Source organism: Pseudomonas sp. NFX98, assembly GCF_047784845.1.
In the GTDB taxonomy this organism is placed as follows: Bacteria; Pseudomonadota; Gammaproteobacteria; order Pseudomonadales; family Pseudomonadaceae; genus Aquipseudomonas.
In genome coordinates, this window is record NZ_JBLNNF010000014.1 from 26,171 (window position 1) to 50,538 (window position 24,368).

The 24,368-nt window shown below is 59.8% G+C and carries 23 protein-coding genes; 17 read left to right on the plus strand and 6 right to left on the minus strand.

The annotated features are described in order from the left end of the window. The first annotated feature begins 69 nt into the window (after window positions 1-69). From panB to ACM110_RS19100, 9 genes are all read left to right on the plus strand, one after another. The gene (gene panB / locus ACM110_RS19060) at window positions 70-870 is read left to right on the plus strand and encodes a 3-methyl-2-oxobutanoate hydroxymethyltransferase (protein ID WP_416128987.1); all 801 of its coding nucleotides are present in this window, start codon (window positions 70-72) and stop codon (window positions 868-870) included. Continuing rightward, on the plus strand, window positions 867-1,727 hold the full coding sequence (gene panC / locus ACM110_RS19065) for a pantoate--beta-alanine ligase (RefSeq protein ID WP_416128988.1): 861 nt from the start codon (window positions 867-869) through the stop codon (window positions 1,725-1,727). The genes panB and panC overlap by 4 nt, the downstream gene beginning before the upstream one ends. Before the next feature lie 138 nt (window positions 1,728-1,865). Further along, window positions 1,866-2,246: an aspartate 1-decarboxylase gene (gene panD, locus ACM110_RS19070; protein WP_003228271.1), complete on the plus strand. Its 381-nt coding sequence runs from the start codon at window positions 1,866-1,868 to the stop codon at window positions 2,244-2,246. Between the two features lie 225 nt (window positions 2,247-2,471). Next, window positions 2,472-4,136, plus strand: coding sequence for a glucose-6-phosphate isomerase (gene pgi, locus ACM110_RS19075; protein ID WP_338583086.1), 1,665 nt, complete (start codon window positions 2,472-2,474; stop codon window positions 4,134-4,136). A gap of 223 nt (window positions 4,137-4,359) precedes the next feature. Further along, window positions 4,360-6,297: an acetate--CoA ligase gene (acs, locus tag ACM110_RS19080; RefSeq protein ID WP_416128989.1), complete on the plus strand. Its 1,938-nt coding sequence runs from the start codon at window positions 4,360-4,362 to the stop codon at window positions 6,295-6,297. A 128-nt stretch (window positions 6,298-6,425) separates the two neighbouring features. Continuing rightward, window positions 6,426-7,298, plus strand: coding sequence for an oxygenase MpaB family protein (locus ACM110_RS19085; protein ID WP_416128990.1), 873 nt, complete (start codon window positions 6,426-6,428; stop codon window positions 7,296-7,298). A 160-nt stretch (window positions 7,299-7,458) separates the two neighbouring features. Next, entirely contained in the window at window positions 7,459-8,475 is a 1,017-nt protein-coding gene (locus tag ACM110_RS19090) for a class I SAM-dependent rRNA methyltransferase (protein ID WP_416128991.1), read from the plus strand. A gap of 93 nt (window positions 8,476-8,568) precedes the next feature. Next, a complete protein-coding gene (locus tag ACM110_RS19095; RefSeq protein WP_416128992.1) occupies window positions 8,569-11,520 on the plus strand; it encodes a DUF748 domain-containing protein in 2,952 nt (983 codons plus the stop codon). Further along, window positions 11,520-11,816 (plus strand): DUF2845 domain-containing protein, encoded by a 297-nt coding sequence (locus tag ACM110_RS19100; RefSeq protein ID WP_416128993.1) that lies wholly within the window; start codon window positions 11,520-11,522, stop codon window positions 11,814-11,816. The genes ACM110_RS19095 and ACM110_RS19100 overlap by 1 nt, the downstream gene beginning before the upstream one ends. A 230-nt stretch (window positions 11,817-12,046) precedes the next feature. Here ACM110_RS19100 and ACM110_RS19105 read toward each other — a convergent pair whose 3' ends face one another. Together ACM110_RS19105 and ACM110_RS19110 are read right to left on the minus strand one after the other, a co-directional pair. Next, window positions 12,047-12,403 (minus strand): BON domain-containing protein, encoded by a 357-nt coding sequence (locus tag ACM110_RS19105; protein ID WP_416128994.1) that lies wholly within the window; start codon window positions 12,401-12,403, stop codon window positions 12,047-12,049. A 309-nt stretch (window positions 12,404-12,712) separates the two neighbouring features. Next, window positions 12,713-13,132 carry a pilin gene (locus ACM110_RS19110; RefSeq protein ID WP_416128995.1) on the minus strand — a complete coding sequence of 140 codons (420 nt, stop codon included), beginning with the start codon at window positions 13,130-13,132 and terminating at the stop codon, window positions 12,713-12,715. Between the two features lie 225 nt (window positions 13,133-13,357). On the opposite strand from ACM110_RS19110, the gene pilB reads away from it, so the two are divergent. Genes pilB through yacG form a run of 5 tightly spaced genes read left to right on the plus strand, consistent with a single transcriptional unit; the run spans window position 13,358 to window position 17,969 of the window. Continuing rightward, on the plus strand, window positions 13,358-15,058 hold the full coding sequence (gene pilB, locus ACM110_RS19115) for a type IV-A pilus assembly ATPase PilB (RefSeq protein ID WP_416128996.1): 1,701 nt from the start codon (window positions 13,358-13,360) through the stop codon (window positions 15,056-15,058). Window positions 15,059-15,060: 2 nt separating this feature from the next. Beyond that, complete coding sequence (locus tag ACM110_RS19120) at window positions 15,061-16,278, plus strand: type II secretion system F family protein (RefSeq protein WP_416128997.1); 1,218 nt, start codon at window positions 15,061-15,063, stop codon at window positions 16,276-16,278. A gap of 1 nt (window position 16,279) precedes the next feature. After that, on the plus strand, window positions 16,280-17,152 hold the full coding sequence (locus ACM110_RS19125; RefSeq protein WP_416128998.1) for a prepilin peptidase: 873 nt from the start codon (window positions 16,280-16,282) through the stop codon (window positions 17,150-17,152). After that, window positions 17,149-17,772 (plus strand): dephospho-CoA kinase, encoded by a 624-nt coding sequence (coaE, locus tag ACM110_RS19130; RefSeq protein ID WP_338583103.1) that lies wholly within the window; start codon window positions 17,149-17,151, stop codon window positions 17,770-17,772. Before ACM110_RS19125 ends, coaE begins: the two co-directional genes overlap by 4 nt. Continuing rightward, window positions 17,769-17,969: a DNA gyrase inhibitor YacG gene (gene yacG / locus ACM110_RS19135; RefSeq protein ID WP_060543361.1), complete on the plus strand. Its 201-nt coding sequence runs from the start codon at window positions 17,769-17,771 to the stop codon at window positions 17,967-17,969. Before coaE ends, yacG begins: the two co-directional genes overlap by 4 nt. A gap of 35 nt (window positions 17,970-18,004) precedes the next feature. On the opposite strand, the gene ACM110_RS19140 is transcribed toward yacG, so the two are convergent. After that, complete coding sequence (locus ACM110_RS19140) at window positions 18,005-18,694, minus strand: energy-coupling factor ABC transporter permease (protein WP_416128999.1); 690 nt, start codon at window positions 18,692-18,694, stop codon at window positions 18,005-18,007. A gap of 187 nt (window positions 18,695-18,881) precedes the next feature. Between ACM110_RS19140 and ACM110_RS19145 the strand changes: the two genes are divergently transcribed. Further along, window positions 18,882-19,124 (plus strand): DUF2790 domain-containing protein, encoded by a 243-nt coding sequence (locus ACM110_RS19145; protein ID WP_416129000.1) that lies wholly within the window; start codon window positions 18,882-18,884, stop codon window positions 19,122-19,124. Between the two features lie 8 nt (window positions 19,125-19,132). Here the strand turns inward: ACM110_RS19145 and ACM110_RS19150 are convergent, their stop codons facing one another. The 3 genes from ACM110_RS19150 to ACM110_RS19160 are packed head-to-tail and all read right to left on the minus strand — an operon-like array spanning window position 19,133 to window position 22,985. Then, a complete protein-coding gene (locus ACM110_RS19150) occupies window positions 19,133-20,401 on the minus strand; it encodes an OprD family porin (protein ID WP_416129001.1) in 1,269 nt (422 codons plus the stop codon). Between the two features lie 16 nt (window positions 20,402-20,417). Then, entirely contained in the window at window positions 20,418-21,638 is a 1,221-nt protein-coding gene (locus ACM110_RS19155; RefSeq protein ID WP_416129002.1) for a benzoate/H(+) symporter BenE family transporter, read from the minus strand. A gap of 3 nt (window positions 21,639-21,641) precedes the next feature. Beyond that, on the minus strand, window positions 21,642-22,985 hold the full coding sequence (locus ACM110_RS19160; RefSeq protein ID WP_416129003.1) for an aromatic acid/H+ symport family MFS transporter: 1,344 nt from the start codon (window positions 22,983-22,985) through the stop codon (window positions 21,642-21,644). Window positions 22,986-23,203: 218 nt separating this feature from the next. On the opposite strand from ACM110_RS19160, the gene ACM110_RS19165 reads away from it, so the two are divergent. After that, on the plus strand, window positions 23,204-23,830 hold the full coding sequence (locus ACM110_RS19165; RefSeq protein ID WP_007970534.1) for a DUF1780 domain-containing protein: 627 nt from the start codon (window positions 23,204-23,206) through the stop codon (window positions 23,828-23,830). Then, window positions 23,827-24,354 (plus strand): MOSC domain-containing protein, encoded by a 528-nt coding sequence (locus tag ACM110_RS19170; RefSeq protein WP_416129004.1) that lies wholly within the window; start codon window positions 23,827-23,829, stop codon window positions 24,352-24,354. Before ACM110_RS19165 ends, ACM110_RS19170 begins: the two co-directional genes overlap by 4 nt. The last annotated feature ends 14 nt before the right edge of the window (window positions 24,355-24,368 follow it).

Below are 24,368 nucleotides of genomic sequence, written 5' to 3' on the forward strand. Positions count from 1 at the left end.
TGAGTAGATGACGAATCACGCGCGTTACTCGCAGTAGTTTCCATAGCGCCTGAACGAGGATTTTTTGACATGCCAGCCATCACCCTGACCACGCTCCAGAGCCTCAAGCAGAAAGGTGAAAAAATCACCATGCTGACCTGCTATGACGCGACCTTCGCCCACGCCTGCAACCAGGCTGGCGTCGAAGTGCTGCTGGTGGGCGACTCCCTCGGCATGGTTTTGCAAGGTCACGACAGCACCCTGCCGGTTACCACCGCTGAAATGGCTTACCACGTCGCCGCCGTCAAACGCGGTAACAGCGATGCACTGATTCTCGCCGACCTGCCTTTCATGGCCTACGCCACTACCGAACAAGCCATGGCCAACAGCGCCCTGTTGATGCAGGCCGGCGCGCACATGGTCAAGGTTGAAGGTGCCTTGTGGCTGGCGGACTCGATTCGCCTGCTCGCCGAACGTGGCATCCCGGTGTGCGCGCACATGGGCCTGACACCGCAATCGGTGAACATCCTCGGCGGTTATAAAGTCCAGGGCCGCAACGAAAACCAGGCGCGGCAGATGCGCGCCGATGCGATTTCGCTGGAACAGGCTGGTGCGGCGATGCTGCTGCTCGAATGCGTGCCAAGCGAACTGGCCGAAGAAATCACCCAGGCTGTGGGCATTCCGGTGATCGGTATCGGTGCCGGCAATCGCACCGACGGCCAGGTACTGGTGCTGCACGACATGCTGGGCCTGTCCATCACCGGCCGCGTACCGAAATTCGTGAAGAACTTCATGGCCGGCCAGGAAAGCATTCACGCGGCCCTGAGCGCATACGTCAGCGAAGTCAAAGCAGCGACTTTCCCAGGCATCGAACACGGATTCTCTGCATGAACACCGTAAAAACCGTACGCGAACTGCGCGCCGCCGTGGCCCGCGCCCGCAGCGAAGGCAAGCGCATAGGCTTCGTGCCTACCATGGGCAACCTGCACAGCGGCCATGTCGCGCTGATTACCAAGGCCACCCAACGGGTGGATTTCGTGGTCGCGAGCGTTTTCGTCAACCCGCTGCAATTCGGTGCCGGCGAAGACCTCGACAAATACCCGCGCACCCTCGCGGCCGACCAGGAAAAACTGCTCGAAGCCGGTTGCGACCTGTTGTTCGCGCCCGCCGTGGAAGAGATGTACCCCGACGGCATGGCCGGCCAGACTCGCGTCAGCGTGCCGCAATTGTCCGAAGGCCTGTGCGGCGCCAGCCGTCCGGGGCATTTCGAAGGTGTGGCGACGGTGGTCAGCAAGCTGTTCAACATGGTCCAGCCGGACCTGGCGATTTTCGGCCAGAAGGATTTCCAGCAACTGGCGGTGATCCGCGCGCTGGTCCACGACCTGAACATGCCGATCCAGATCATCGGCGAGCCGACCGTTCGCGCGGCCGATGGCCTGGCGTTGTCGTCGCGCAATGGTTTCCTCAGCGAAGAACAGCGGGCCGTGGCGCCAGTGGTGTATCGCACGCTGAGCGAGATTGCCGAGTCGATCAAGCAGGGTGAGCGGGATTTCCCGGCACTGATCAACGCGCAAATCAAACAGCTCGAAGCGGCTGGTCTGAGCCCGGATTATCTGGAAATTCGCCATGCGCTGACCTTGCGCCCGGCGACGGCGGAAGATCGCGATCTGGTAATTCTGGTCGCGGCATTCCTCGGCACGACCCGGTTGATCGACAACCTGCACCTGAATCTCGATACACCCATCTAAACCCCACCCATCCTCCTGTAGGAGCCGAGCTTGCTCGCGATAGCGGACAGACAGCCAATACAAATATTGAATGTCAGGCCCTCATCGCGAGCAAGCTCAGCTCCTACAGGGTAAAAACACGACCTTGGAAAAACACTCATGCACGCCATCATGCTCAAAGCCAAGCTGCATCGCGCCGAAGTCACCCACGCTGTACTCGATTACGAAGGTTCTTGCGCCATCGACGGTGAATGGCTGGACCTGTCCGGTATCCGTGAGTACGAACAGATCCAGATCTACAACGTCGATAATGGCGAACGCTTCACCACCTACGCCATCCGTGGCGAAGAAGGTTCCCGCATGATCTCGGTCAACGGTGCCGCCGCACACAAGGCCAAGGTCGGCGATCGCGTGATCATCTGCGCTTACGCTCATTACAGCGAAGCCGAACTGCTCAACTTCAAACCCCGCATGCTTTACATGGCGCCGGGCAACGAACTGAGCCACACCAGCAATGCCATTCCGGTCCAGGTCGCCTGATCGAAGCCTGTCTTGCTTCCGTTTGTCGGACTGTTCCTAACCTGGATGTTAAAAAAGTACCGGAAACAGGTCAGACAAAGTCAAGACAGATCATTGCGCGGGGTTTACTGTATTCGCCCTGCGCCATGAATTCGTGTCGACGCAGTTGACCGGGACGCCCATCCATAGCGCTCCGGGATTTTTAGTGTTCAAAAGGCCGTTCAAGTAAAAAGGAAACCCGCAGCGATGGCGTATTACCGCACTCCTCACGACGTGACCGCTCTGCCCGCCTGGCAGGCGTTGAATGACCACCGCCAAGCCATGCAGGATTTCAGCATGCGCGAGGCCTTCAATGCCGACCCGCAGCGCTTTACCCAATTCACCCTCAGCAGCTGCGGCCTGTTTCTCGACTATTCGAAGAACCTGATCAACGCCGAGACCCGCAATCTGCTGGTGGGCCTGGCCAACGAAGTCGACCTCCAGGGCGCGATCAAATCGCTGTTCGACGGCGAGATCGTCAACGCCTCCGAAGGTCGCCCGGCCCTGCACACGGCGTTGCGCCGCCCGGTCGGCGACAAGCTGTCGGTCAATGGCGTCAACGTGATGCCGGAAGTGCACAAGGTGCTGAACCAGATCACCGACCTCGTGGGCCGCATCCACGATGGTCTGTGGCGTGGCTACACCGAGAAGCCGATCACCGACGTGGTGAACATCGGCATCGGTGGCTCGTTCCTCGGCCCTGAGCTGGTGTCCGAAGCACTGCTGTCCTACGCCCAGAAAGGCGTGCGCTGCCATTACCTGGCAAACATCGACGGCAGTGAGTTCCACGAGCTGACCATGAAACTGCGTGCAGAAACCACGCTGTTCATCGTCTCGTCGAAATCCTTCAACACCCTCGAAACCCTGAAAAACGCCCAGGCCGCCCGTGCCTGGTATCTGGCCCAGGGTGGTTCGGAAGCCGAGCTGTATCGTCACTTCATCGCGGTATCGAGCAACAACGCCGCCGCCGTGGCCTTTGGCATCCGTGAAGAAAACATCTTCCCGATGTGGGACTGGGTCGGCGGGCGTTACTCGCTGTGGTCGGCCATCGGGTTGCCGATCGCCCTGGCCATCGGCATGTCGAACTTCAAGGAACTGCTGTCCGGTGCCTACACCATGGACCAGCACTTCCAGAGCGCACCGTTCGAACAGAACATGCCAGTGCTGTTGGCCTTGCTCGGCGTGTGGTACGGCAACTTCTGGGGCGCGCAGAGCCACGCGATCCTGCCGTACGACCACTACCTGCGAAACATCACCAAGCACTTGCAACAGCTGGACATGGAATCCAACGGCAAGAGTGTGCGTCAGGACGGCACCGCGGTGTCCACCGACACCGGCCCAGTGATCTGGGGTGGCGTCGGCTGCAACGGTCAGCACGCCTACCACCAGTTGCTGCACCAAGGCACCCAACTGATCCCGGCCGATTTCATCGTGCCGATCGTCAGCTTCAACCCGGTGTCCGACCATCACCAGTGGCTGTACGCCAACTGCCTGTCGCAGAGCCAGGCGCTGATGCTCGGCAAGACCCTTGCCGAAGCTGAAACCGAGCTGCGTGACAAAGGCATGAGCGAAGCTGAAGTGCATAAACTCGCGCCGCACAAGGTGATCCCGGGCAACCGTCCGAGCAACACCCTGGTGGTCGAGCGCATCAGCCCGCGCCGCCTCGGTGCGCTGGTGGCGATGTACGAACACAAAGTCTTCGTGCAAAGCGTGATCTGGGGCATCAACGCCTTCGATCAGTGGGGCGTGGAGCTGGGCAAGGAGCTGGGCAAAGGCGTCTACAACCGCCTGGTCGGCAGCGAAGAAACTCCGGCTGACGACGCGTCCACCCAAGGCCTGATCAACTACTTCCGTGGTCGTCACCGCGGGTGATAGGCTGAAGGGGCGGTTTGCCCGCCCCTTCAACTTGCAGCATCGACAGTTCTACGGCACCGGGCTTACTGCAAAATCGGTGGCGTGCGCTATCACTGTAGGAGCTGCCGAAGGCTGCGATCTTTTGATCTTCAAAGCAAAGTCAAAAGATCGCAGCCTTCGGCAGCTCCTACGAGGGTCGCGCAGCTCCCCTCTTGTCGCAAAACAAGAATAAGGAACCGTCATGTTCGATATCAGCACGTTCCCCAAAGCCGATGCCGTCCGCCGGGCTGCACAATTGAGTCAAGACGACTACCACCGCCTGTACCGCGAATCCATTGAACACCCCACTACATTCTGGGCCGAACAAGCCACCCGCTTCCTCGACTGGAGCAAGCCGTGGGACACCGTCCAGCGCTATGACCTGAAAACCGGTGAGGCCAGCTGGTTTGCCGGCGGCAAATTGAACGTCAGCTACAACTGCATCGACCGGCACCTGGAAAAACGCGGCGATCAGATCGCGATCATCTGGGAAGGCGACGACCCCGCCGAATCCACCCAGATCACCTACAAAAAACTCCATCACAACGTCTGCCGCCTGGCCAACGTGCTTAAAAGCCGTGGCGTGAAGAAAGGCGACCGCGTGTGCATCTACATGCCGATGATTCCCGAAGCGGCCTACGCCATGCTCGCCTGTACGCGCATCGGTGCGGTGCATTCGGTAGTGTTCGGCGGCTTCTCCCCGGACTCGCTGCGCGACCGGATACTCGACGCCGACTGCCGCACCGTGATCACCGCTGATGAAGGTGTGCGCGGCGGCAAATTCGTGCCGCTGAAACAGAACGTCGACAAAGCGCTGCAAAGCTGTCCGGACGTGAGCACCGTGGTGGTGGTCGAGCGCACCCAGAATCAGGTGAACTGGGTTGAAGGCCGGGACATCTGGTATCACCAGGCGCTGCGTGACGTCGGCGACGACTGCCCGCCCGAACAGATGGATGCTGAAGACCCGCTGTTCATCCTCTACACCTCCGGCAGCACTGGCAAACCCAAAGGGGTGCTGCACACCACCGGCGGTTATCTGCTGCAAGCGGCGATGACCTTCAAGTACGTGCTCGATTACCGCGACGGCGAAGTGTTCTGGTGCACCGCTGATGTCGGCTGGGTCACGGGGCACAGCTACATCGTTTACGGGCCGCTGGCCAACGGCGCCACGACGTTGATCTTCGAAGGCGTGCCGAGTTATCCGAGCACCTCGCGCTTCTGGCAAGTGATCGACAAGCACAAGGTCAACATCTTCTACACCGCTCCCACCGCCCTGCGTGCCTTGATGCGTGAAGGTCCGGAACCGTTGAAGGAAACTTCCCGCGCCAGCGTCAGACTGCTCGGCACCGTCGGTGAGCCGATCAACCCGGAAGCGTGGGAATGGTACTTCCATCAGGTCGGTGAGGAGCGCTGCCCAATCGTCGATACCTGGTGGCAGACCGAAACCGGCGGCATCATGCTCAGCCCGTTGGTGAGCGCACAACGGATCAAACCCGGCTGCGCCACGCAGCCGATGTTCGGCGTGCAACCGGTGCTGCTCGACGAGCAAGGCAAGGAAATCAAAGGCGCCGGCAGCGGCGTACTCGCCATAAAATCAAGCTGGCCGGCGCAGATCCGCAGCGTCTATCGCGATCCGCAACGCATGGTCGACACCTACTTCAAGCCTTACCCCGGCTATTACTTCACCGGTGACGGTGCTCGTCGCGATGAGGACGGTGATTACTGGATCACCGGGCGTATCGACGATGTGATCAACGTTTCCGGGCACCGCATCGGCACCGCCGAAGTGGAAAGCGCGCTGGTGCTGCACGACAGCATCGCCGAGGCCGCCGTGGTGGGTTACCCCCACGACGTCAAGGGTCAGGGCATCTACGCGTTCGTCACGCCCATGAACGGCGTCGAGCCCGGCGACGAACTGAAGAAAGAGCTGCTGGCGATGGTCAGCAAGGAAATCGGCAGCTTCGCCAAGCCGGACCTGATCCAGTGGGCGCCGGCCTTGCCGAAAACCCGTTCAGGCAAGATCATGCGGCGTATCCTGCGCAAGATCGCCTGCAACGAACTGGACAGTCTGGGCGACACCTCGACCCTGGCCGACCCGAGCGTGGTGCAAGGCTTGATCGACAAGCGCCTGAATCAATAATGCACTGCCGTCCGTAGGAGCAAAGCTTGCTCGCGATGAACGATAACGCGGTCTACCGATGAACCGCGTCATCGTTCATCGCGAGCAAGCTTTGCTCCTACAAAAGCATCATAAATTACCGGGACATCATGGAATTCATCCGCACCCGCATTGAAACCCAGATCATGAGCCTGACCGGTCTGTCCCTGGGCAAGCTCGACCTGGAAAACCCCAAGGGCGATCCGGGACTGTTCGGGCCCGACTCCGTGAGCTGGCAGGTGCACGGCGACTTCAGCAGCATGCTCATCGGCGGCATCAGCGCCCTGATGTTGCAGGCCTTGCATCCGTTGGCGCTGGCCGGCGTGTGGGACCATTCGAATTTTCGTGAGGACATGCTCGGCCGGTTGCGTCGCACCGGGCAATTCATCTCCGGCACGACCTTCGGATCAAGACAGGACGCCGACTGGCTGATCGAAAAAGTCCGCACCATTCACCTGCAAGTGACCGGCACCGCGCCGGACGGTCGCCCTTACGCCGCCAGCGATCCCGACCTGTTGACCTGGGTGCATGTGGCCGAAGTCAGTAACTTCCTCGCCGCACATTTGCGCTATCGCAATCCGCATTTGTCCTTGTCCGATCAGGATCGCTATTACGCAGAAATCGCCCTGGTCGCCGAACGTCTGGGCGCGCGGAATGTGCCGCGCTCGCGGCAGGAAATTTCCGATTATCTCGAAAGCATCCGTCCGCAACTGCTGTGCGACGCACGCAGCCGTGACGTGTTGCGGTTGTTGTTGAACGCTCCGTCACCCAGCCGTTTGGCCAGGCCTTTCGGCGGGCTGATGATGCAGGCCGGGATCGACCTGTTGCCGGATTGGGCCAGTGACATGCTTGGCGTCAGCCAGAACCCGCTGCAACGCAAACTGATCCGTGCCAGTGTCAATCGCAGTGCGCCGATGCTGCGCTGGGCGGTGCGCAATGGCTCGGTGCAACGGGCCAAGCGGCGGATGGGGTTGCTAACCTGACTGTCCTTGTAGGAGCAAGGCTTGCCCGCGATAGGTGCGCCTCGGTGAACCTGATGAAACGCGTTATCGTTCATCGCGGGCAAGCCTTGCTCCTACAGGTTCTTCTTCGCCTATAACTGTTAAACTCCCGCGCCAAATTCCCTCCTGCAAGGCGCCCAGCATGTCTTCCTTGAATCAGGCGCTGCGCGCCGCCCTTGAACATCGCCAGGATCTGCTCGCCGAGCTGCACAGCCAAGGCACCGATTGCTATCGCCTGTTCCACGGCAGCCAGGAAGGCGCCGGTGGCCTGACCATCGACCGCTACGGCCCGCAACTGATGGTGCAGAGTTTCCATCAGTCGCTGGAACGCGATGCCTTGCTGCAACTGCACGAAATCGTCAACCAGCACCTCGGTTTTGAAAGCCTGCTGGTCTACAACGACCGCTCCCGTGGCAATTCGCGCATCGACCGCGAAGACACTGTCTACCGCGCCGACGAAGCCGCGCTGCAAGATCTGATCGGCCATGAGTGGAGCCTGAACTATCGGGTGCGTGGACGTCATGCCGGGCAGGACCCACTGCTGTTCCTCGACCTGCGCAACACCCGCGGCTGGGTCAAGGACCACAGCAAAAACAAAAGCGTGCTGAACCTGTTTGCCTACACCTGTGGCGTCGGTCTCAGCGCTGCGGCCGGTGGCGCCAGCGAGGTGTGCAACCTGGACTTCGCCGAAGGCAATCTGGCGGTCGGTCGTGAAAACGGCTTGCTCAATCCACAATTGCCGACCATGGAATTCATCCAGTCCGATTATTTCCCGGCCATCCGCCAACTCGCCGGCCTGCCCATCAGCCAGCGTCGCGGGCAAAAGTTGCCGAGCTATCAGCGTCTGGAACAGCGCCAGTACGATCTGGTGCTGCTCGATCCACCGGCCTGGGCCAAGAGCGCGTTCGGCACCGTCGACCTGCTGCGTGACTACCAAAGCCTGCTCAAACCCGCCCTGCTGACCACCGCCGACAACGGCGTGCTGATCTGCTGCAACAACCTGGCAAAGGTCAGCATGGACGACTGGCGCGAACAGGTTTTGCGTTGCGCAGAGAAAGCCGGGCGGCCGGTACGTGAATGGACGGTGATGAAACCCGGTGCCGATTTCCCGTCGATGGATCAGCAACCACCACTGAAAACCCTGATCCTGCAGCTCTGATTCGTGTCAGATAAATCTGAAAAATCCTGAACAGGCTGTTTGCTTCGGAACCGGAATCGCGTGCCATACTCCAAGGCACTCCGATTCAGACAGATGAAGCCACGCATGTACAAAGGATTGATTCGCGCCATCGGCGCCTTGTTGACTGCTCTGGCGCTCTACAGCTTGCTGGGCTTTCTGATTTTGCCGGGCATCGCCCTGCGCATCGCCAACCAGCAATTAGCCAACTATTCCACGACGCCCGCCACGCTTCAGCGGATCGAACTCAACCCGTTCAGCCTCGAAGTGACCCTTTGGGGCCTGAGCATCGGTGAGCCTGGCAAGGAACAGGTCGGCTTCGAACGCCTGTACGCCAACCTGCAACTCGATAGCCTGTGGACCAAGGCGCTGCATCTGTCGGAAATCGAACTGGACAAGTCCAAAACCGAAATCCTCTTCAGCAAGGACGGCAAACTCAACCTGCTGGGGCTGTTCAAGATACCGGCCAGCGAACCAACTCCCGCCGATCCTGACGCCAAGCCGTTTCCTCTGCGTATAGACAGCATCAAACTTGCCGGTGGCGCCGTGCACTTCGAGGATGCGCGCCCTAGCGAGCCCATCGAATTCCTCTACGACGCCCTCGATTTCGAGCTGAAAAACCTCAGCACCCTGCCCGAAGACAGCGCCGACATGACCCTGGTGGCTGTCGGCCCCAACGGCGGGCAGATTGACTGGACCGGCAACTTCAGCCTGATCCCGATCGCCTCCGAAGGTAAGCTGAAAATCACCGATGGCAAGATGAAAGCCTTCTGGCCCTACGTGCGCGATGCCGTGCCCCTGGACCTTGAAAGCGGCGTCATGAGCATCAGTACTGACTACAAACTCAATCTGTCCAAGGAAACCGAGCTGCTGCTGAGCAATGTCTCGGCCACCATCGCGCCCTTCGCCATCAAGGCACCGGACGGTCGGCCGCTGGTGAAGCTCGAACGACTGGACGTCAGCGAAACCACTGTCGACCTGGCCAAACAGCAAGTGGTGGTCGGCAAGATCCGCAGCCACAAACTGGAAACCTGGGCCGCACTGGAAGCCGATGGCCAACTGGATTGGCAAAAGTTGTTCGCCAGTCAGCCATCCAAACCCGCCGCCAAGGCCAATGCCGAACCGGCCAGCACGCCCGCTGCCGCCGACTCCCCGAAAGCAGAAGCTACCCCAAGCAAGCCTTGGCAGGTATTGCTCAATGACGTGCAACTGCGCGATTACCAAGTGCACCTGGCGGACCGCAAGGCTCAACCCGCCGTGGCACTGGAACTCGGGCCACTGAATCTCGACCTGCAGAAATTCGACAGCCTCAACGGCTCGCCCTTCTTGCTCAAGTTCGATACCGGCGTGGGCAAGCAAGGCAAGCTCATCGCCGAAGGCGAGGTCAATCTGGCGCCGGTCAGCGCCAAGCTGAATGTGCAGAGCAAGGACATCGACCTGCGTGTCGCCCAGTCCTACATCAGCCCGTTCATTCGCCTTGAGCTGCGCAGCGGCATGCTCGGCAGCGATCTGGCGGTCAACCTGAAAAGCACCGAGCCGCTGGCCTTCAGCGTCACAGGCCGCGCCCAGGTTGATCAACTGCACACCCTCGACACCCTGAAAACCCGCGACTTCCTCAAGTGGCAGCAGGTGGTGGTCGAAGGCCTGAACTATCAACACGGCGACAGCCTGTCGATCGACAAGGTCAACCTGCTGCAACCCTATGTACGCTTCATGATCAACGATGACCGCACTACCAACATCGATGACTTGCTGATCCCGCAACCGGCCGACACTGCCTCAAAACCTGCTGTCGCCAAACCTGCCGCGAGCAAGGACAAGCCACTGGGCATCCACATTGGCGGCATCGCCATCAATGACGGCTCGGCCAACTTCGCCGACTTCAGCCTCACGCCGAACTTCGCGACGGCCATCCAGCAACTCAACGGGCAGATCGGCACCATCGACAGCCGTCAGGCGAAACCGGCCAGCGTCGACGTCAAGGGCAAGGTCGACCGCTATGCGCCGGTCACCATCAAGGGCGCGGTCAACCCGTTCGATCCGATGGCCAGCCTCGATATCGCCACCAGCTTCAAACGCGTGGAACTGACCACGCTGACGCCTTACTCCGGCAAGTTCGCCGGTTACCGCATCCGCAAGGGCCGGCTGAATCTGGACCTGCATTACCAGATCACCAAGGGCCAGCTCAAAGCCGAAAACAAAGTGGTGGTCGAGCAGCTGCAACTGGGCGAGAAAGTCGACAGCCCGGATGCCGTGAGCCTGCCGCTGAAATTGGCGATTGCCTTGCTCAAGGACGTCGACGGCAAGATTTCCATCGAGCTGCCGGTGACCGGCGACCTGAACAACCCGCAGTTCAGCGTTATGCCGATTGTCTGGCAGACCCTGCGCAACCTGATCGTCAAGGCTGCGGCCGCGCCGTTCAAACTTATTGGCGGCCTTGTATCTGGCGGCGGTTCGGAAGATTTGGGCAGCGTGTCCTTCGACCCAGGCTCAAGCGACTTGAGCAAGGACGCCGAAGGCGCTTTGGACAAGCTGAGCAAGGCGCTGAAAGAACGCCCTGCCCTGCGCCTGGAAATCGAAGGTACGGCGGCGAAGAGCAGCGACGGTCCGCTGATTGCCGAGCAACGTCTGGAACGGGAATACCAGTACAACTACTACAAGATGCTCCAGCGTCGCGGCGACAAGGTTCCCGCCCAGGCTTCGTTGCTGGACGTTCCGGACAGCGAAAAAGGTCCGCTGCTGGAAGGCATCTACCGCACACGCCTGAAGGTTCAGCCGCCTACGGAATGGAAGGACCTGGGCAAGGAAGATCGCACGGCGAAAATGCGCGAAGGCGTGATCCAGTTCTGGAGTTCCAGCGATGTGTTGCTGCGCCAGTTGGGGCAGGACCGCGCCAGCAGCATCAAGGACTATCTGGTCGACAAAGGCCAACTGGCCGATGACCGTGTGTACTTCATCGATGCGCAGTTGGGCGAAGCGGAGAAGGACGGCAAGGTCGTGACGCCGATGCATCTGGACGCCGAGTGATGGGTAATCGGCTGCTGCTCGCACTGGCGCTGGCAACCGCTGCGAGCCAGGCTTCGGCAGCGGATACCTTGCGTTGTGGCAGTCAATTGATCAGCGTCGGCGACCGGTCGAGCGAGGTGCTGCAGAAATGCGGCGAACCTGCTGGCCGTGATTTGCTGGGCTACAAGCGCAGCGCCAATCGGCGGGAAGAGTTCCAGGTCGAGGAATGGACCTACGGGCCGAATGGCGGGATGTATCAGTACCTGCGGTTCGAGGGGAATCGATTGGTGCAGATCACCAGCAAGCGCGGTAATTAAAAGTCAAAAGATCGCAGCCTTCGGCAGCTCCTACATGGGATGAGTACACCTGTAGGAGCTGCCGAAGGCTGCGATCTTTTGCGTTACAAATAGAACAGGCCCCGACACGAATGCCGGGGCCTGTAATGGCCACATCCTTATGGCCGTTCGCATGAACTCCTGAGATGCGGCAGACGTATGACTTGGCCCGTCTACCGCGCCTTCTCCCGGTCCAGGCGAGAAGCCTTGCCTTACTCGGCTTTCAGGCCGTCAGCGGAGACCGCTTTGACGCCTTTGATTTTCTTGGCAATCGCCACGGCGGTGGTTTTCTGAGCATCAGTTACCGCAGTTGTGGACGACAGAGACACGACGCCTTTGTTGGTTTCAACTTTGATATCGGTACCTGGGATACCTTTTTCGGTGACCAGGTCGGCTTTGACTTTGGTAGTGATCCAGGTATCGGAAGTAGCTTCTTTCGCTTCAGTCATTTCACCGGCGGCCAGCACCATTGGCGACTGGGTAGCCTGGGTGGTTTGGGCGAATGCGCCGTTGGCCATGGTCAGGGTCAGCGCGGTAGCAGCAGCGGCAGTGATAGCGAACTTCTTCATACGAGTAACTCCTGTTTTTCTGGAAAGTCTGCTGGGTTGTTGTCAGCAGGGTTACCAGAGATATTGCGAACGCTGTGCCAAGTTTGAGACAGATAATTAATCGTTATAAATCAATGACTTATTAAAAAGGTTATTTTGCGGATTCGTGCAAATTGCATGAGTTGAACTTTATCTACATGCAAGTTGCGGGTTTTCAACAAGGCCTAAAGCCATGAATTGTTGGAGGTTTTCTCATTTACTCGACATTCTGGACTGCGAGCAAAAAAATACCCCGCCACGGGCGGGGTATCAGGCATGAAAAGCGATGGTTCAAGCTTTCGGAGCAACCCCCGTGCAGCCCTTCGGCGCGTATTCCTGATCCACGGTTGTGGCACAAGTCCAGCCAGTCACCGTACGCGAAAGGGTAATGGTTTTATTCAATACCGGACCCGGCGCATTGAGGATCGTGCAACCAATGGTCCCGGTGCCATCAGCGGCTTTACCCGAGGCCGTGGTGGTGCAGTTGGAAGTGGCTGCCGTGCCGCCAACCTTGGTCAAATCAGGGTCGGTCCCTTGATTGATAATGTCCTCGAATGGCACCTTCAACGCCGAAATCTCCGCCAGCCCCGCCGTCACCTTGGCCCGCGCCTGATACTTGGAATAAGCCGGTATCGCGAACGTCGCGAGAATCCCGATGATCGCCACCACGATCAGCAGCTCGATCAGGGTAAAACCTTTTTGAGTGTTCATAGACAGCCTCCGTGCATGAGTCGAAATCTCATGATCTGAACCTGTCGCAGCACAGCCCATGCCAAGCCCCGTGCGCCGTATAGACGGGGGGCGTGCCGTCTGCGACGCCCTTTCCTACTCCCAGGATCCGCACTATCTGACGCTTTTTGTCACCTCTCTACCGCTGGTTTGGCTCCATTGCTTGACTAGGCTATAAGTCATGAATTGTCTGCGTCCGGTATCCCAATGAATGACATCGCCCTCAGCGGCCTGGCCAAGCAATTGGTCCTGGCCGAGCTGCTCACTGACAAAAGCGCGCAACAGGCGTCCCAGCAAGCCCAACGCAACCGCATCTCCCTGGTCAGCTACCTGGTGCAGAACAAACTGGTAAAAAGCCGCCAGGTCGCCGAGATCGCCTCGGAACACTTCGGCATGGCCTTGCTGGACCTTCATGCCCTGGACAAGGAGATTCAGCCCAAGGGCCTGGTCAGCGAGAAGCTGGTCCGCCAGCACCACGCCCTGCCACTCTGGCGCCGAGGCAACAAATTGTTCGTGGGAATTTCCGACCCGACCAATCACCAGGCCATCAACGATATCCAGTTCAGCACCGGGCTGACGACCGAAGCCATCCTCGTGGAGGACGACAAGCTCAGCGATGCCATCGAGAAGTTCTTCGACAGCCATGGCACCGGCCTGGAGGACATGGCCGACGTTGACCTCGAAGGCCTGGATATCGAGACCATCGATGACAAGCGTCAGGACGCCATCGTCGGCCAGGATGCCGATGACGCGCCGGTGGTGCGCTTCGTCCATAAAATGCTGCTCGACGCGATCAGGAGCGGTTCTTCAGACCTGCATTTCGAGCCCTACGAGAAAATCTATCGCGTGCGGATGCGCACCGACGGCATGCTGCGGGAAGTCGCCAAGCCGCCGATCCAGTTGGCCAATCGAATCGCCGCGCGGCTGAAGGTCATGGCCAGTCTCGACATCTCCGAGCGCCGCAAGCCCCAGGACGGGCGGATCAAGATGCGCTTGTCCAAGAGCAAATCCATCGACTTCCGGGTCAACACCTTGCCGACCCTGTGGGGCGAGAAAGTGGTGATCCGGATTCTTGATCCCTCCAGCGCGCAAATGGGCATCGACGCCCTCGGCTACGAGCCTGAACAGCAAGAGCTGTACATGGCCGCGCTCAGGCAGCCACAGGGCATGATTCTGGTGACCGGCCCCACCGGCTCGGGCAAAACCGTGTCGCTCTACACCGGGCTGAACATCCTCAACACCGTGGACATCAACATTTCCACCGCCGAAGACCCGGTGGAGATCAACATGGAAGGCATCAACCAGGTCAACGTCAATCCGAAGCAAGGGATGGATTTCGCCCAGGCGCTGCGCTCGTTCCTGCGCCAGGACCCGGACGTGATCATGGTCGGCGAAATCCGTGATCTGGAAACCGCCGAAATCGCCATCAAGGCTTCACAGACCGGGCACCTGGTGCTGTCGACCCTGCACACCAACAGTGCCGCACAAACCCTGACTCGCCTGCAGAACATGGGCATCCAGGGCTTCAACATCGCCACGTCCGTCAGCCTGATCATCGCCCAGCGCCTGGCGCGCAAACTGTGCAGCCATTGTCGGGTGCCTCTCGACATTCCCCGCGAAGCGCTGCTCAAGGAAGGCTTCCCCGAGGAACGCATCGGCACATTCACGATCTATGAGCCGGTTGGCTGCGAACAATGCAACGGCGGCTACAAAGGGCGAGTGGGGATTTATGAAGTGGTGAAGAACACAGCGGACTTGCAACGATTGATCATGGCCGAAGGCAACTCACTGGAAATCGACGATCAGATGCGCAAGGACGGCTTCAACGACCTGCGCACCTCGGGCCTGCTCAAAGCCATGCAGGGCATCACCAGCCTTGAAGAAATCAACCGGGTCACCAAGGACTGAACATGGCGGTCAAGGCAGCAAGAATCAGCATTTACGCCTGGGAAGGCACCGACCGCAAAGGCACGAAAGTTACCGGTGAGTTGAGCGGGCAAAACCCGGCGCTGATCAAGGCGCAACTGCGCAAGCAAGGCATCAACCCCGGCAAGGTGCGCAAGAAATCCGTCTCGCTGTTCAACGTCGGCAAGCGCATCAAGGCCCAGGACATTGCCCTGTTCACGCGCCAGATGGCGACCATGATGAAAGCCGGCGTGCCGCTGTTGCAGTCGTTCGACATCATCGGCGAAGGCTTCGATAACCCGGCCATGCGTACGCTGGTGGACGAGGTCAAACAGGAAGTCGCGGCCGGCAACAGCTTCGCCGCGGCCCTGCGCAAAAAACCGCAATACTTCGATGAGCTGTACTGCAATCTGGTGGATGCCGGCGAACAGGCCGGCGCGCTGGACACCCTGCTGGAACGGGTCGCGACCTACAAGGAAAAGAGCGAAAGCCTCAAGGCCAAGATCAAGAAAGCCATGACCTACCCGCTGGTGGTGGTGTTCGTTGCGATCGTTGTCACCGCGATTCTGCTGGTCAAGGTGGTGCCGCAGTTTCAGTCGGTATTCGAAGGGTTTGGCGCCGAGCTGCCCGCCTTCACTGTGATGGTCATTGGTCTGTCGCGGTTCATGCAAGACTGGTGGTGGATGATGCTCGGTGTGCTGATCGTCGCGATCTTCGCGCTGCGTCACGCCTTCAGGACGTCACAGGCCTTTCGCGACCGAATGGACGCTTGGCTACTGAAGCTGCCGCTGGTGGGCACCTTGATGTACAAATCCGCCGTGGCGCGTTTTGCCCGCACGTTGTCGACGACCTTCGCCGCCGGCGTGCCACTGGTGGAAGCCCTGGAATCGGTGGCCAGTGCCACCGGCAACATCGTGTTCAAACGCGCGGTGCTGCGCATCAAGCAGGACGTTTCGACGGGCATGCAGTTGAATTTTTCCATGCGCACCTCGGGCATTTTTCCGAACATGGCGGTGCAGATGACCGCCATTGGCGAAGAGTCCGGCGCACTGGACGACATGCTCGACAAGGTCGCGGGTTTCTACGAGGACGAGGTGGACAATATGGTCGATAACCTCACCAGCCTGATGGAACCGTTCATCATGGTGGTGCTGGGTGTTATTGTCGGCGGCCTGGTGGTTGCGATGTACCTGCCCATCTTCCAACTCGGCTCAGCGATCTGACATGCCCTTGAACGAAATCCTGCTCCAATACCCGCTGGCCTTTGTTGTCATCGCGGCAGTGATCGGCCTGTTGGTGGGCAGCTTCCTCAATGTGCTGGTCTGGCGCCTGCCGAAAATGCTCGAACGCGAGTGGCGCGTGCAGGCCCATGAGATCCTCGGGCTGCCCGGTGAAACGCCGCTGCCGACCTTCAATTTGTTCCTGCCCCACTCCCAGTGCCCGAATTGCGCTCACCGGATTCGTGCCTGGGAAAACATTCCGCTGCTGAGTTTTGCGTTTTTGCGCGGACGCTGCTCCGCTTGCGCCACACCGATCAGCAAACGCTATCCACTGACCGAACTGGCCTGCGGCCTGTTGTCGGCGTTCATTGCCTGGCACTTCGGCTTCGACTGGCAGGCCTGCATGGCGTTGCTGCTGACCTGGGGTCTGTTGGCCATGAGCCTGATCGACGCCGAGCATCAACTGTTGCCGGATATGCTGGTGCTGCCGTTGATGTGGCTGGGGCTGATCGTCAACAGTCTCGACCTGTTCGTGCCGCTGCATGACGCGTTGTGGGGCGCCATTGCCGGTTACATGGCGCTGTGGTCGGTGTTCTGGCTGTTCAAGCTGATGACCGGCAAGGACGGCATGGGCCATGGTGATTTCAAGTTACTGGCGCTGTTTGGCGCCTGGGGCGGCTGGCAGATTCTGCCGCTGACCATCCTCCTTTCATCCCTGGTGGGGGCCGTTATCGGCGTGATTTACCTGCGCCTGCGCAAGGCTAAAACCTCGACCCCGATTCCCTTCGGCCCCTATCTGGCAATTGCCGGCTGGATTGCCTTGCTCTGGGGTGGTCAAATAACCGACTTCTATTGGCAGTTTGTCGGTTTGAAATGAATACCCCTGTGGAAAAACCCTGGATTCTCGGCCTGACCGGCGGCATCGGCAGCGGCAAAAGCGCGGCGGCCCAACATTTCATCGACCTGGGCGTACATGTGGTCGATGCCGACCATGCGGCTCGCTGGGTAGTGGAGCCGGGCCGACCGGCGTTGGCGAAGATCGCCGAGCATTTCGGCCCCGGCGTGTTGCTGGCCGATGGGCAACTGGACCGCGCCGCCCTGCGTAAACTGATCTTCGAAGTGCCGGATGAACGCCGCTGGCTGGAAGCCTTGTTGCACCCGCTGATCGCCGAGGAAATCGCTCATCATCTGGCGCTGGCAAAATCACCTTACGCGATTCTGGTTTCGCCGCTGCTGATCGAGTCCGGCCAGTACGCCATGACTCAACGGGTGCTGGTCATCGATGCCCCGGAACAGCTACAGATCGAACGCACCCTGCAGCGCGACCAGACCAGCGAACAGCAGGTCCAGGCGATCCTCAAGGTCCAGTCCAGCCGCCAGGACCGCGTCAGCCATGCCAACGAAGTGGTGGTCAACGACCGCGACCTCGCCTGGCTGCACAGCGAGGTCGAACGCCTGCATCACTTTTATCTAACTTTGCCTGGAGGCCAGTCATGAGCCAGATTCCAACCGTCGAATGCCCGACCTGCGGCGCCCCTGTCGAATGGAGCCCCGAGAGCAAATTCCGGCCGTTCTGTTCCGACCGTTGCAAACTGATCGACCTGGGTGCGTGGGCGTCGGAAGAGCACAAAATCCCGGTGGCGCCGGATGCCGAGGATGAACTGTTCAGCGGTGATTTCGACCCGCGTCACTGAGCCATTGTGTCGGCGATTTCAGGCATTGATGTCCATCAAGACCTGGGATCGTCGTCCTTCCACGGCGCCGACAGATAGCGCGTGCGGTTGAAGGTTTCCAGCCATTCCGGGCAGAACACCACCAGCGCGCTGACCACCATGCCGTTGATGAACGCCTCGGGAAAAATGATCAGCCACAGGTAACCGATAAAGTCTTCGAGCCAGTACGGCAGGGCGAACAGTTCGTCGTACCACAGCACCGTCAGCGCCAGCACCAGGCACAACAACGCCGAAAGCGCTGCGGCAAAGAACCCGGAAACGAAGATGTAGACGAAGAGATTTCGTGGTTGCGCGCGTTCCACCAGAATCGCACAGCACTCGGTGACCAATACCGGCAACAAAATGAACAGCGCGCCGTTGACCCCCATTGCCACCAGGTCCTGACGCCCCAGCAGCACCAGCCCGGTTTGCGCCACCACACCGCCGACGATCGCCAGCGGCCAGTCCAGCAACAGCGTCACCGCCGTCATGCCGATGAAATGGTAAGACACGCCGGTATCGAAATCCCGTCGCACCAGCCACAGCATGAACAACGCGAACACTGTGCCGAACAGTAGATGCTGACGACGGCTGTCGGTGAACAGCTCGACCCACGGTGCGCGCGCAGCGGCCCAGATCAAAACCGCTCCGTAGATCAGCCACCCCACCGTGAGGGTTTGAGATGACAGCAACTCGGCACCGATCATGGCTGGGCGCGCTCCCTTGTCTTGCCGTAAGCGAACAGGGCTCCAGTCTACCCGCCCCTTTTGATCTCGTGCCAAATGGGCGCTGATTGTTACGTTTTACGCAAGACTGCATCTGGCGTTCGCCCCTTTATCGGACGGTGGCAAAGACTAAAATTCACACATCGAAACCGATCCGGAGTACGCCAGCATGAAAACGTTGATCAGCCTGTTGCTGACCGTCATCGCTACCTCGGCGATGGCCGCTGAAATCGAGCCACCCGCTGTCCAGTACAACCCCGCGCAGCCACTGGACATCGCCAAGGTGGTTTCCGTATCGGACACCGCGACCGCGTGCGGGGTTGTGCCGGCGACGATGGTGTACGTCGATCATCAGGGCCAGACTCGCCGCGTGACGTACGAAGTCATCGGCAATTGCACCAGCAACCTCTGATCAAAGGCTCATAGCAACGTCCACGTGTAGCTGAGGATCAGACGGTTTTCGTCGATGTCGCTGCGGTAATTGGAACGCGCCATCGCATTGCGCACGCGGATACCCAGGCCTTTGAGGCTGCCGCTTTGCAGCACATAGCCGATGTCCAGGTCACGCTCGCGATCCTTGCCTTCATAGCCCTTGCCGGTGTCGACATTGTTGCCGCTGATATAGCGCACGGTACTGGTCAGCCCCGGTACACCGAGTGCCGCGAAATCGTAGTCGTAGCGCGCTTGCCACGAGCGCTCATCGGTGTAGGCGAACTCATAGGTCGGTACTTCGTTGCCCAGTGGCGAGATGTTGGCAAACACCCGTGGAAACGCGCTGTCGCCGAACATGCCCTGATAGCCGATGTAAAACGTATGGCCACCGCGCTTGGCCGACAGCAGCGAAAAGAACGCCTGGTTATCGATGTTGCCCAGCAGCTTTTTGCCATCCTCGCGCGAATCGTAATAACCGAGATTGGCGCCGAGAACCCAGTCGCCCACCGGCTCACTGTGCTTGAGGCCAAGGAAGCGCTGGTTGTAGATATCTTCCAGTTGCCCGTACCACGCGCTGACCGAAGTGCGCTTGTCGTTGAAGGCGTAATCAGCGCCGGCAAAATTGAAGCCGTCACTGCTGACCTGGCGCTGCGGCACGTGGCCGAGCATGGCTTGCATCTTTTCGTCACCGGCCTCGTTGCGCAGACTGGTTGAACTCAAGTGACCGCCCTGCAGCGTCAGGCCGTTGATCTCGTTGGAGCTGATGCTCGCACCCTGGTAACTCGGCGGCAGCAGGCGAATGTCACTGAACGCCAACACCGGCAGATTGGGTTGCAGCTCGCCGACCTTTAGCTCGGTTTTGGAGTAGCGAATCTTCAACGCGCCTTCCAGGCGGCTGTAGTTGTCCGGAGCACGGCCGTCGTCCTGCACCGGCAACAAGCCCGTATTGGTCCGGTCCGGGGCGCTGTCGAGCTTGAGGCCGAGCAGGCCGATGACGTCCACACCAAACCCGACGGTGCCCTGGGTGTAGCCGGATTTCACGTTGAAGATGAAGCCCTGAGCCCACTCTTCAGCCTTCGACTGTTGGTTGGCGCCGACGATGTCGGAAAAGTCGCGGCTGAAGTAGTAATTGCGCGCCTGCAAGGTCGCGGTGGTGTCTTCGATGAAGCCTTTTTCAGCGGCCATGGCACCTGTGGAAAAACTCGAGGCGACAGCCAGGGACAACGCAGAACCGGTTGTTGGGAAAATCTGTTTCATTGTCTTTCTCTTATTGTTATTGATCGACAGGTTGAACAACTTCAGTTGCAGTGGATTCGCGACGGGGAACAGGACGACGGGCGCTTAACAGCACATGGGTGACCATGCCGAAAATCAGCCCCCAAAATGCGGCGGACAATCCAAACAGCGACATGCCCGACGCGCTGACCAGAAAGGTCACCAACGCGGCTTCACGATCGCTCGGCACAGCCATCGCCCCCGCCAAAGCCCCGGCAATCGCGGCGAACAGCGCCAATCCAGCCAGTGCGGCGATCAGCTCTTTGGGGAACGCGGAAAACAGCGAGACCAGCGTGGCGCCGAAGATCCCGAACAGCAGATAACACAGGCCGCCGACAACGCCGGCCACGTAGCGCTTACGCGGATCTTCGTGGGATTCGCGACCGGTACAGATGGCTGCGGTGATCGCCGCCAGGTTCAACCCATGGCAACCGAACGGCGCCAGCAACGCCGTACCCAGCGCGCTGCTGGCGATGATCGGACTCGCCGGCGTCGAGTAACCACTGGCGCGCAGCACCGCCATGCCGGGCACGAACTGCCCGGTTAGCGCCACCATCACCAACGGCAATGCGATGTTGAGGATCGCGCCCAGGCTGAACTCGGGCGTGATCCATACCGGCGTGGCTAGGCCGATCACCAGCGCTTCACGATGCAAATCACCGGTGAACGCCGCAATCGAACAACCCACCAACAGCACCATCAACACCGCATAACGCGGCATCACCCGCTTGCAGATCAGGTACGTGGCAAACATCGCCAGCACCAGCAGCGGCTTGCGTTGCATCGACACGAACAACCCGGTGCCGAAACTGAACAGGATGCCCGCCAGCATCGCCGCCGCAATCGCTGCGGGCAGCTTGCTGATGATCCGGTCAAACGCCCCCGAAATCCCGACCACGAAAATGATCAGGCTGCTGACCAGATAAGCGCCCACCGCCTCTGCCATGGAGATGTCCGGCAGCAGCGCCACCAGCAACGCCGAGCCCGGCGCCGACCAGGCGATGATCACCGGAACGCGGTAGCGCAGGCTCAAACCGATACCCAGCACCGCGCTGCCGATGGAGATCGCCCAGACCCAGGACGACAACACTTCCCGCGAGAGATGGGCCGCTTCGGCCGCCTGAAAAATGATCACCAACGGACCGGCGTAGGAAATTACCGTGGCGATGAATCCAGCCACGGCGGCGGACAACGAAAAGTCCTGAAAGAACGCTTTCATGACTCAGGCACCGGTCGCGGAGAGCGCTGGGCTGACACTGGAGGCGCTGCGTCGGCTGCTGATGGCGAACACGGTCATGGCGAGGGCCGCCACCGCACCGGGCAAGGCAAACGCCATGAAGTTCAGTTGCAGCGGCAGGCTGATCCCGAGCAAGGCACCGCCCAGCAGCGGACCGACGATGGCCCCGTTGCGCCCGATACCCGAAGCCCAGCCCAGCCCGGTGGAACGGATGGTCATGGAATAGAACTGAGCAGCGCAGGCGTACAGCAGAATCTGCGAGCCAATGGTGGTGGCGCCGGCAATGGCGATCAGCAAGTACAACACCGGCATCGGGCTGTTGAAACCCAACAGCGTGATCGACACCGCTGCCATGGCGAAAAACACCGCCAGCACTTTCGGCAGATTGAGTTTGTCGCCCAACACCCCACCGCCGACCGCGCCGAAAATCGCCCCGAAGTTCAACACCAGCAGGAACGACAGGCTCGAACCGAGGCTGTAACCGGCGTTGGCCATCAGTTTCGGCAACCAGGAACTCAGCGCGTACACCATCAACAGACAGCAGAAAAACGCCAGCCACAACATCAGCGTGCGCAGCGCACGGCCCTCACGGAACAACTGCAATACTGGCGTGCCCGTGCCCTTCACTTCGGACATATGCAACTGATCGGAGGTTTGCGCGACGTAGGCCGGATCGATGCGTTGAAGAATGTCGCGTGCTTCTTCATTGCGCCCCTGACGCAACATGAAACCCACTGATTCGGGCAGGAAGTACATGATCAGCGGCAAAAGCAGCAACGGCAGGACCGCCACGTAAAACACCGACTGCCAGCCGAAACTCGGGATCAGCACAATGCCCAGCCCGGCGGACAACATGCCGCCGACCGAATAGCCGCTAAACATGATCGCCACCAGCGTGCTGCGGATTTTCTTCGGTGCGTACTCGTTCATCAGTGCCACCACGTTAGGCATCACACCGCCAATGCCGAGCCCGGCAATGAAACGACACAGACCAAACTCGGTGGGGTTGCGGGCAAAACCGTTGAGCACGGTAAAGCCACTGAACAGCATCACGCAGATCGTGATGGCTTTTTTACGACCGATCTTGTCCGACAGCGGCCCGAAGAACAGTGCGCCGAACATCATGCCGAACAGTGCATAACTGCCCAGTGCGCCGGCTTGCAGAGGGCTGAGCCCCCACTCTTTCATCAGCATCGGCAAAACCACGCCGTAGATCACCAGATCGTAACCGTCGAAAATGATGATCAGGGCACACCAGAACAGCACCATCCAGTGAAAGCGGTTGAAACGAGCGTTGTCGATAACCTCATGTACGTCGATCTTGCGCATGGCATTTTTCTCTTGTTGTTGTTTTTTTAGAGCGTGGGTATCACGGCTTACGTCCGTACAGCCGAGGGTAAAGTCATCAGGCGCGGGTCAATATCCGCATTGCGCAGACCACTATCCGTTTTGTGCAGGGCCCTGAAACGGGCATGGGAACAGAGGGAATTGCCCCTCTCCGATAAACTGTCTTCTTTGCGATCGCATTTGGACGCTAAGCTTGGCCTATGGATGACTCAGATTACTTACGCCTGCTGACCATCGCGGCCGAGCAAGCCAACGCGTTCCTGTCCAATGCCCGCAAATGGGAGCGTGAGCGTTGGGTGTGCCAACGCCTGCTGCAAGGGCTGAACATTCCCTATCGCGCCGACGAATTCGCCCCGGCCGGAGAGCCGCCGGACGTGTTGTTTCGCGACGCCAGTTTCGAGGTGTTCTTCGTGCTCGATGAGGGCCGGCGCCTCAATGATGAATGGCGAGATGAGCTGCAACGTCGACGTAGTGCATTCTCCTTGAGCCAATTGGTACGCCGCGAAGCCAAGCCGCGACGCATCCCCGCCAACGAGTTCTTGCTGCGACTGGCACCGACCTTGCGCAAAAAAGCGCACAACTACAAAGAACGCGGCATGGACCTGGGTGAGCTGGACATCATCGCCTTCGCCAGCCTCAAGCGCGAAGTGCTGGACCTCAACAGCCATTTCCCGCCGCCTACGGAATACCTGCGCCAAGGCTGGCGCTCGCTGTCGCTGGTGGGTCCGACCTTCGCCCGTGTGCTGTTCGCCCATCCTGATGCACCGGACTTCCTGCGCAGCAACCTCGGACGCAGCATCGTTTTCGATGTCGGGATCAGCCTGTGAGTCCGTTGCAGGAATTGATTGCCCATGTCCCGCAAACCGGCCGCGTACGCTGGATCGGCGTGCGCCCGCAGCGTCACGCGCCGATGATCGAACTGGACGCCGTGGAAGCGCGGCTTGAAGCCGGTTTGACCGGTGACCGCGCCCGCCCCGGCGTACGCAACGCGCGGCAGGTAACGCTGATTCAATGGGAACACTTGCCAGTCATCAGTTCGCTGATGGGCCGCCCGGGGGATCAACCGATCCGGCCTGAAGATCTGCGGCGCAATCTCGTTATCAGTGGGATCAACCTGTTCAGCCTCAAGGGTCGGCGCTTCCGGATTGGCCAGGCGATTTTCGAAACCACCGGCTGGTGCCAGCCCTGCGCACGCCTGGAAAACAACCTTGGCAGCGGAACGTTCCAGGCCGTGCGCGGGCATGGCGGAATCACCGCCCGAGTGTTACAAAGTGGCATCATTCGCCTGGAAGATACGGTGAGCGTCGAGCCCTTGCCAGAGAGCGGCTATGCTCCGTTCATCGCGGGATAACGCCCGTTGTAGCT

What these genes read in the sequence shown, in the direction of transcription:
- panB (WP_416128987.1), top strand. Translation starts at nt 70, where the DNA reads ATGCCAGCCATCACCCTGACCACGCTCCAGAGCCTCAAGCAGAAAGGT.
- panC (WP_416128988.1), top strand. Translation starts at nt 867, where the DNA reads ATGAACACCGTAAAAACCGTACGCGAACTGCGCGCCGCCGTGGCCCGC.
- panD (WP_003228271.1), top strand. Translation starts at nt 1,866, where the DNA reads ATGCACGCCATCATGCTCAAAGCCAAGCTGCATCGCGCCGAAGTCACC.
- pgi (WP_338583086.1), top strand. Translation starts at nt 2,472, where the DNA reads ATGGCGTATTACCGCACTCCTCACGACGTGACCGCTCTGCCCGCCTGG.
- acs (WP_416128989.1), top strand. Translation starts at nt 4,360, where the DNA reads ATGTTCGATATCAGCACGTTCCCCAAAGCCGATGCCGTCCGCCGGGCT.
- ACM110_RS19085 (WP_416128990.1), top strand. Translation starts at nt 6,426, where the DNA reads ATGGAATTCATCCGCACCCGCATTGAAACCCAGATCATGAGCCTGACC.
- ACM110_RS19090 (WP_416128991.1), top strand. Translation starts at nt 7,459, where the DNA reads ATGTCTTCCTTGAATCAGGCGCTGCGCGCCGCCCTTGAACATCGCCAG.
- ACM110_RS19095 (WP_416128992.1), top strand. Translation starts at nt 8,569, where the DNA reads ATGAAGCCACGCATGTACAAAGGATTGATTCGCGCCATCGGCGCCTTG.
- ACM110_RS19100 (WP_416128993.1), top strand. Translation starts at nt 11,520, where the DNA reads ATGGGTAATCGGCTGCTGCTCGCACTGGCGCTGGCAACCGCTGCGAGC.
- ACM110_RS19105 (WP_416128994.1), bottom strand. Translation starts at nt 12,403, where the DNA reads ATGAAGAAGTTCGCTATCACTGCCGCTGCTGCTACCGCGCTGACCCTG.
- ACM110_RS19110 (WP_416128995.1), bottom strand. Translation starts at nt 13,132, where the DNA reads ATGAACACTCAAAAAGGTTTTACCCTGATCGAGCTGCTGATCGTGGTG.
- pilB (WP_416128996.1), top strand. Translation starts at nt 13,358, where the DNA reads ATGAATGACATCGCCCTCAGCGGCCTGGCCAAGCAATTGGTCCTGGCC.
- ACM110_RS19120 (WP_416128997.1), top strand. Translation starts at nt 15,061, where the DNA reads ATGGCGGTCAAGGCAGCAAGAATCAGCATTTACGCCTGGGAAGGCACC.
- ACM110_RS19125 (WP_416128998.1), top strand. Translation starts at nt 16,280, where the DNA reads ATGCCCTTGAACGAAATCCTGCTCCAATACCCGCTGGCCTTTGTTGTC.
- coaE (WP_338583103.1), top strand. Translation starts at nt 17,149, where the DNA reads ATGAATACCCCTGTGGAAAAACCCTGGATTCTCGGCCTGACCGGCGGC.
- yacG (WP_060543361.1), top strand. Translation starts at nt 17,769, where the DNA reads ATGAGCCAGATTCCAACCGTCGAATGCCCGACCTGCGGCGCCCCTGTC.
- ACM110_RS19140 (WP_416128999.1), bottom strand. Translation starts at nt 18,694, where the DNA reads ATGATCGGTGCCGAGTTGCTGTCATCTCAAACCCTCACGGTGGGGTGG.
- ACM110_RS19145 (WP_416129000.1), top strand. Translation starts at nt 18,882, where the DNA reads ATGAAAACGTTGATCAGCCTGTTGCTGACCGTCATCGCTACCTCGGCG.
- ACM110_RS19150 (WP_416129001.1), bottom strand. Translation starts at nt 20,401, where the DNA reads ATGAAACAGATTTTCCCAACAACCGGTTCTGCGTTGTCCCTGGCTGTC.
- ACM110_RS19155 (WP_416129002.1), bottom strand. Translation starts at nt 21,638, where the DNA reads ATGAAAGCGTTCTTTCAGGACTTTTCGTTGTCCGCCGCCGTGGCTGGA.
- ACM110_RS19160 (WP_416129003.1), bottom strand. Translation starts at nt 22,985, where the DNA reads ATGCGCAAGATCGACGTACATGAGGTTATCGACAACGCTCGTTTCAAC.
- ACM110_RS19165 (WP_007970534.1), top strand. Translation starts at nt 23,204, where the DNA reads ATGGATGACTCAGATTACTTACGCCTGCTGACCATCGCGGCCGAGCAA.